This is a genomic window from Acidaminococcus sp. (assembly GCF_050873445.1).
GTDB lineage: Bacteria > Bacillota > Negativicutes > Acidaminococcales > Acidaminococcaceae > Acidaminococcus.
In genome coordinates, this window is the sequence record NZ_JBNMIU010000013.1 from 36,648 (window position 1) to 43,292 (window position 6,645).

Consider the following 6,645-nt stretch of genomic DNA (forward strand, 5'->3'; position numbering starts at 1 on the left):
AGCGTACCATATGCATATTTCTCAACGGACCTTACACATCCCTACTTCTCCCATCCGGAAGCTGGCTCCCATTGCCAACCGGGTGGAGAAAACCAAGAAAATCTATCATCTGAACATCGGGCAGCCGGATATCCCCACGCCGGAAAGCTTCTTTGAAGGAGTAGCCTCCTACCATCCCAAGGTGGTGGCCTATGGCAAATCCCAGGGAGATGCCAAGCTGCTGGACGGTATCCAGAAATATTATGCCAGCTGGGGCATGGACTATACCACTGATGACATTTTTATTACCAACGGGGGCAGTGAAGCCCTTTCCTTCGCAGTGATGACCACCTGCGATCCTGGGGACAACATCCTTATGTTCGAACCATTCTATGCCAACTACAAGAGCTTTACTGGCGCTTACAACGTGGAAATCCAGGGGGTTCCCACTTCTCCCGATACGGGCTATCATCTGCCGGATCAGCAGACCGTGGAAAGCTATATCACCGACAGGACTCGTGCCATGCTGATCACCAATCCGGGGAATCCCACCGGCGTGATTTATACCAGGGAAGAAATGGAAATGCTGGCCGGGATTGCCCTGAAATATGACATGACCCTGATTGCCGATGAAGTATACCGGGAATTTGTCTATGATGGCCAGTTCACCAGCTTCGGCACGATGCACGAACTGGATGACAACCTGGTACTGATCGATTCCGTTTCCAAACGGTACAGTGCCTGCGGTGCCCGCAGTGGCTGTGTCATCACCAAGAACAAGGTACTGCAGCAGGAACTGTTGAAATGCTGCCAGGCACGGCTGTCCTGCCCCAACATCGAACAGGCAGGGGCTGCGGCTCTGTATACCACTCCCAAATCTTACTGGGAAGGAGTCAAGAAGGAATATACCAAACGGCGGGATACCATCAAGGCCTGTCTGGCTGCTATGCCCGGCGTGATTTCTTCCGATCCCAAAGGGGCTTTTTATGTGATGGTGAAAATGCCCATCGATGATACGGAAAAATTTGCAAAGTGGCTGCTGGAAGACTTCGATATCGACGGGGAAACGGTGATGATCACCCCGGGCAACGGGTTCTACGCCTCTGACGTGAACCGGGGCCAGGACGAAGCCAGACTGGCCTATGTGCTGAATACCGATGACTTGAAGAAGGCCATGCGCATCTTGGCCGAAGGGCTGAAGGTCTATCCGGGAAGAAAATAAGTGCCTTTACGGTAGCCTCATCTCCTGTGGCTCGGCGGGCTGTCGTGTTGCGGCAGTCCGTCTTTTACGTTATAATAAAAGGTACGATTTCAGTAGATAACGAGAGGAGATGATCGGATGGCGGCAGGTTTCGCCCAATTGAAGGTCAAGGAAGCTATGGTGGAGAAACTCCACCGCACGGGGAAGGATATTCCCACCCCCGTCCAGGAACGTGCCATTCCGGCACTTCAGGCCGGGCGGGATGTAATTGCCCGGGCTCAGACCGGGGTGGGGAAGACACTGTCCTTTGTGATCCCTCTGTTCGATAAGGTGGACCCCAAAAAGGAATACGCCCAGGCACTGATCCTGTCTCCCACCCGGGAACTGGCGCAGCAGACGGCGGGAGAAATCCGGAAACTGGATGGAGATACGGGAATCCATACTCTGACCGTCAGCGGCGGCCGGGATTTCGAGGAAGAGAAACGGAAAATCGGCCACAAGGCCCAGGTGCTGGTAGGCACTCCGGGCCGGCTGCTGGATCATCTGCGCAAGGGCAACACCAGCCTGGGCGGGGTGAAATACCTGGTACTGGACGAAGTGGATGAAATGCTGCGCCAGGGCTTCGGGGATGATATCGAGACCCTGCTCAGCCTGATGCCCCAGGCTCATCAGACCATGGTGTGCTCCGCCACCCTGGACGAGGAGGTGCGGAAGCTGTCCAGGACCATCACCACGAATCCCATGGTCATTGATATCGCACCCAAACAGGCCACCGCGTCCACCATCGAACAGATCTGCATCAAGGTAAACGAGGATCACAAACGGGAGGCACTGGCTTCCCTGATCCGCCGGTACAATCCTTATCTGATGCTGGTGTTCTGCTGCAGCAAGGAGCGGGCCATCGAGCTCTGTGACTGGCTGCAGGGCGAGGACTTCAACGTGGATGTGCTCCATGGGGATATGTCTCAGAACAAGCGGCGCCAGGTGATGGAGAACTTCCGCAAGGCCAAGCTCCAGATTTTGGTAGCCAGCGATATTGCCGCCCGGGGCCTGGATGTGGAAGGCATTACCCAGGTAGTGAATTATGATATTCCCCACGATCCGGACTGGTATGTGCATCGGATCGGCCGGACAGGGCGTGCCGGCAACGAGGGGATGGCAATCACCTTCTATACGGCCGATGAAACCCGCTGGCTCCAGAATCTGGAGAAGAAGCTGGACATCACCCTGGAACGGCAGAATCTGGCCGGCGAGAAGGTGCGCCGGACGGTAAAGCCCATCAGCCGGCCCAAGAAGAAACGGATCCCCAAACGGGGCAAGAGCGCGGTGGGACCCAACAAACGGGGCACCAAGTACGCCGAAGCGTCCCGGAAACAGAAACGCAAATAAATGAATGGAAAATACGAATGGAGAGGTGCTTAGCATGAGTGAAGTACGTGTACGGTTTGCCCCCAGCCCGACTGGGTATCTGCATATCGGCGGGGCACGGACGGCCCTGTTCAACTGGCTGTTTGCACGCAGCCAGGGCGGCAAGATGATCCTGCGGATCGAAGATACCGATCGGGATCGGTTGAAGGAAGATTCTGTTTCCCAGATTATCACCAGCTTGAAATGGCTGGGCCTGGATTGGGACGAAGGTCCGGAAGTAGGCGGGGAACATGGTCCCTACTACCAGTTCGAACGGCTGGAACTGTATAAGAAATACTGCCAGCAGCTGGTGGACGAGGGCAAAGCCTACTACTGCTTCTGCACTGCGGCTGATCTGGAAGCCCAGCGGGAAGAACAGCGGAAACGGAAGCAGCCCTTCCATTATGCCGGTACCTGCCGCGACCTGGATCCGGCAGAAGCCAGGAAACGGGTGGAAGCCGGGGAACCACATTCCGTCCGAATCAAGCTGCCTAAAGAAGGAACTGTCACCGTCCATGACATGATCCACGGGGATGTGACCTTCAACTGGAATCAGTTCGATGATTTCGTCATCATGAAGACCAACGGCATCCCTACCTACAACTTCGCTGTGGTGGTGGACGACCATTTCATGGGCATGACCCATGTGCTGCGGGCTGAAGAACACCTGACCAATACCCCGAAACAGCTGGTGATCTACGATGCCTTCGGCTGGAAAGCACCTCATTTCGGCCATATGCCCATGATCCTGGCTCCGGACCGGAGCAAGCTGAGCAAACGCCATGGAGCTACTTCTGTGGAAGAATTCCGGGAAAAAGGGTATCTGCACCAGGCCATCATCAACTACCTGACCCTGCTGGGCTGGGCTCCGGGCAACGATGAAGAAATCTTTACCCTGGAAGATACGGTGAAACAGTTCGACTTCAGCAAGATGTCCCGCAAAGCGGCTGTATACGATGTGAAGAAACTGACCTGGCTGAACGGACAATACCTGTCCAGCCTGCCCCTGCGGGAAATCGCCGATGCAGCGGTACCCTTCTTCAAGAAGGCCGGACTTATCGATGACGACTACCTGCCGGCCCATCAGGAATACTTCGATCATCTGGTGGACGTGGTCCGGGTGCGGGTAAAGACCCTGGTGGAACTGGCTGACGGTTCCAGCTACTTCTTCAAGGACTTCGACGGATATGATCCCAAAGGCGTGAAGAAATCCTTCAAGCCGGAAGCTGCCGATCTGCTGCAGAAGGCCCATGACGCCCTGGCTGCGCTGCCGGAATTCAATCTGGAGACCACGGAAGCCTGTTACAATAAATTGGCCGAAGAGCTGGGCACCACCCTGGGCAAAGTCATCCATCCCACCCGTCTGGCCCTGACCGGCCGGACCTTCAGCCCCGGCATGTTCGATGTGATGGTGCTGCTGGGCCGGGAAAAGACCCTGGAACGGCTGGACAAAGCCATCGCATTCATCAAAGCACAGGGCTGAGCCGGCGTGGATAAATACATTTGCCTGGATATCGGCGGCACCGCCATCAAATATGGCCTGGCGGACAGCCGGGGCCGGCTGTTCAACAAGGACAGTATCCCCAACGTAATCGCCAGAGATGGAGTGGATGCCTTCCTGGAGCAAGTACTGGGCCTGGTGGGTTCTTACCAGAAATACTTCAAGATCCAGGGGGCTGCCATTTCCATGGCAGGGATGGTGAATCCCCAGACCGGGGAAATGATGCATGCAGCGCCTCATTTCCCGGGGCTGACCGGAACCAATCTGATGCAGCTGGTGACCAGCCGGCTGCATTTGCCCTGTTGGGTGGAAAATGACGTGAATTGTGCCGCCCTGGGGGAATACTGGCTGGGAAATGGCAAAGGAGCCAAAAGCCTGTTCTGCCTCGCTATGGGTACAGGTATCGGTGGTGCCTTTGTACTGAACGGGAAACTGTGGCCGGGCAGCTGTTTTACTGCCGGTGAAGTGGGGCAGGTCAAGCTGGGCAGCCGGACCCGCTGGGAAGAAGCTGCTTCAGTGACCACCCTGGTGGAAAAAGCCGCCAGACTGAAGGGCGTGGATCCTTCCACCCTGAACGGCAAGATCATCTGCGAGCAGGTGCGCCACGGGGATAAGCCCCTGCACCGGCTGCTACGGGAAACAGTCCACCAGTGGGCTACCGGGATTGCCTGCATCTGCTACATCCTGAATCCCCAGCGGGTGATCCTGGGCGGAGGTATCATGGCCCAGAAGGACCTGCTGGAACCCATGCTGAAAGACAGCCTGAAGAAGGAACTGATCCCCCTGATCCTGGACCGGACCACAGTGACTTTTGCCGGACTGGGCAATGATGCTGGGCTTATCGGCGCACTGTATCATTTCCTGGCCCGGGAGAAAAAAAGATAAAGGATTTTTCCTTGACAGAAGCTGTAATATACTATACAATATTACGGTATCACTTTGAGACCGTGTCGTTAGCCCCGGCCGTATCCCAAAGACTCATCACTGGATACAGAATGATTATGAGTTTTTATTAGGAGGAATAAGGATGAAAACATACATGGCCACCCCGTCTACCATTGAACGCAAATGGTATGTAGTGGATGCTGCCGATAAGACTCTGGGCCGTCTGGCTGCAGAAGTTGCTAAGGTGCTCCGCGGCAAGAACAAACCGACTTTTACCCCGCATATGGATACCGGTGACAACGTAATCATCATCAACGCTGCCAAAGTGAAACTGACCGGCAAGAAACTGGTTCAAAAAATTTACTTCCGTCATTCCGGTTATCTGGGCGGCGACAAATATACCAAAGCTGGCGAAATGCTGGAAAAGAACCCTGTAAGAATGGTTGAACTGGCTGTTCGTGGGATGATCCCGAAAAACCGTCTGGGCAATCAGATCATCAAAAAACTGCATGTATACGCTGGTTCTGAACATCCTCATGCTGCACAAAAGCCTGAAGTTCTGACCATCGATATTCGCTAAGAGGAGAGGAGAACTAGAAAATGGCAAAAGTTACGTATGATGCAACCGGCAGCCGCAAAAGCTCCGTTGCCCGTGTTCGCCTTGTTCCGGGCGAAGGCAAAATCGTAGTAAACGGCCGTGAACTGAGTGAATACTTCGGCCTGAAGACCCTGGAACTGGTGGTTCGTCAACCGCTGGATACCACTGAAACCCTGGGTAAATATGATGTGATCGCCAACGTTGTTGGTGGCGGTATTTCCGGCCAGGCTGGTGCAATCCGTCATGGTATTGCCCGTGCCCTGCTGAAAGTGGACGCTGACTATCGTCCTCTGCTGAAGAAAGCTGGTCTGCTGACCCGCGATCCTCGGGAAAAAGAACGCCGCAAATACGGCTTGAAGAAAGCAAGAAAGGCTTCCCAGTTCTCCAAGAGATAACTTCCCTTTGGGGCTATGGAAAGTCTTTGGAAGCGCACTCCTGTTGGGGGTGCGCTTTTTTTTACTTTCCTGGGAGAAAAGCAAAAAAAATAAAGAAATGGGTTGACAAAATCTACTTTTCTATGCTAGAATAACAAAGTCGTCGGATGACGATGACAAAATGGTGGATATGGTGAAGCGGTTAACACACCGGATTGTGGCTCCGGCACGCGTGGGTTCGATCCCCACTATCCACCCCACTTTTTTTATTTTGGGGCATAGCCAAGTCGGTAAGGCACGGGACTTTGACTCCCGCATGCGTTGGTTCGAGTCCAGCTGCCCCAGCCAAGTGATTCACTAGCTCAGTTGGTAGAGCACCTGACTTTTAATCAGGGTGTCCCGGGTTCGAATCCCGGGTGGATCACCAATTTTTTTTACCTAAAATGCGGCTGTGGCGGAATTGGCAGACGCGCCAGACTTAGGATCTGGTGTCTTCGACGTGCAGGTTCGATTCCTGTCAGCCGCACCACATATATGAAGAGAAGGCGCTGTGGAGCATCACAGTGCTTTTTTTGTCGGGTTTGAAAACCCCACGCTATGCGTGGGGTTCTGGAAAGCTTTTAGCTATACCAAAAAATCCTCCTTTGGTAAAATGAAGATGGCTACCAACCACTTCATTTTGAAAGGAGGATATCCTGAA

Annotated in this window: 6 protein-coding genes and 4 tRNA genes; all 10 read left to right on the forward strand. The window is 54.1% G+C overall.

What is annotated here, in order from left to right:
* Positions 1-10: 10 nt before the first annotated feature.
* The 10 genes from ACR0QW_RS03795 (at position 11) to ACR0QW_RS03840 (ending at position 6,474) form a co-directional block, all read left to right on the forward strand.
* Positions 11-1,201 (forward strand): pyridoxal phosphate-dependent aminotransferase, encoded by a 1,191-nt coding sequence (locus tag ACR0QW_RS03795; RefSeq protein WP_432642391.1) that lies wholly within the window; start codon positions 11-13, stop codon positions 1,199-1,201.
* A 117-nt stretch (positions 1,202-1,318) separates the two neighbouring features.
* On the forward strand, positions 1,319-2,569 hold the full coding sequence (locus tag ACR0QW_RS03800; RefSeq protein WP_432642392.1) for a DEAD/DEAH box helicase: 1,251 nt from the start codon (positions 1,319-1,321) through the stop codon (positions 2,567-2,569).
* Between the two features lie 34 nt (positions 2,570-2,603).
* On the forward strand, positions 2,604-4,070 hold the full coding sequence (gene gltX, locus ACR0QW_RS03805; RefSeq protein ID WP_432642393.1) for a glutamate--tRNA ligase: 1,467 nt from the start codon (positions 2,604-2,606) through the stop codon (positions 4,068-4,070).
* Positions 4,071-4,076: 6 nt separating this feature from the next.
* Positions 4,077-4,973 carry an ROK family protein gene (locus ACR0QW_RS03810; RefSeq protein ID WP_432642394.1) on the forward strand — a complete coding sequence of 299 codons (897 nt, stop codon included), beginning with the start codon at positions 4,077-4,079 and terminating at the stop codon, positions 4,971-4,973.
* Between the two features lie 142 nt (positions 4,974-5,115).
* Positions 5,116-5,553 carry a 50S ribosomal protein L13 gene (rplM, locus tag ACR0QW_RS03815; protein ID WP_432642395.1) on the forward strand — a complete coding sequence of 146 codons (438 nt, stop codon included), beginning with the start codon at positions 5,116-5,118 and terminating at the stop codon, positions 5,551-5,553.
* Between the two features lie 20 nt (positions 5,554-5,573).
* Positions 5,574-5,966, forward strand: coding sequence for a 30S ribosomal protein S9 (gene rpsI / locus ACR0QW_RS03820; protein WP_071142312.1), 393 nt, complete (start codon positions 5,574-5,576; stop codon positions 5,964-5,966).
* A gap of 163 nt (positions 5,967-6,129) precedes the next feature.
* Positions 6,130-6,205: transfer RNA gene (locus tag ACR0QW_RS03825), tRNA-His, on the forward strand.
* A gap of 12 nt (positions 6,206-6,217) precedes the next feature.
* Positions 6,218-6,293: transfer RNA gene (locus ACR0QW_RS03830), tRNA-Gln, on the forward strand.
* 3 nt (positions 6,294-6,296) lie between these two features.
* Positions 6,297-6,372, forward strand: a tRNA-Lys gene (locus ACR0QW_RS03835).
* Positions 6,373-6,390: 18 nt separating this feature from the next.
* Positions 6,391-6,474: transfer RNA gene (locus tag ACR0QW_RS03840), tRNA-Leu, on the forward strand.
* Positions 6,475-6,645 lie beyond the last annotated feature (171 nt).

Coding starts and splice junctions, on each gene's coding strand:
- ACR0QW_RS03795 (WP_432642391.1), top strand. CDS start 11: ATGCATATTTCTCAACGGACCTTACACATCCCTACTTCTCCCATCCGG.
- ACR0QW_RS03800 (WP_432642392.1), top strand. CDS start 1,319: ATGGCGGCAGGTTTCGCCCAATTGAAGGTCAAGGAAGCTATGGTGGAG.
- gltX (WP_432642393.1), top strand. CDS start 2,604: ATGAGTGAAGTACGTGTACGGTTTGCCCCCAGCCCGACTGGGTATCTG.
- rplM (WP_432642395.1), top strand. CDS start 5,116: ATGAAAACATACATGGCCACCCCGTCTACCATTGAACGCAAATGGTAT.
- rpsI (WP_071142312.1), top strand. CDS start 5,574: ATGGCAAAAGTTACGTATGATGCAACCGGCAGCCGCAAAAGCTCCGTT.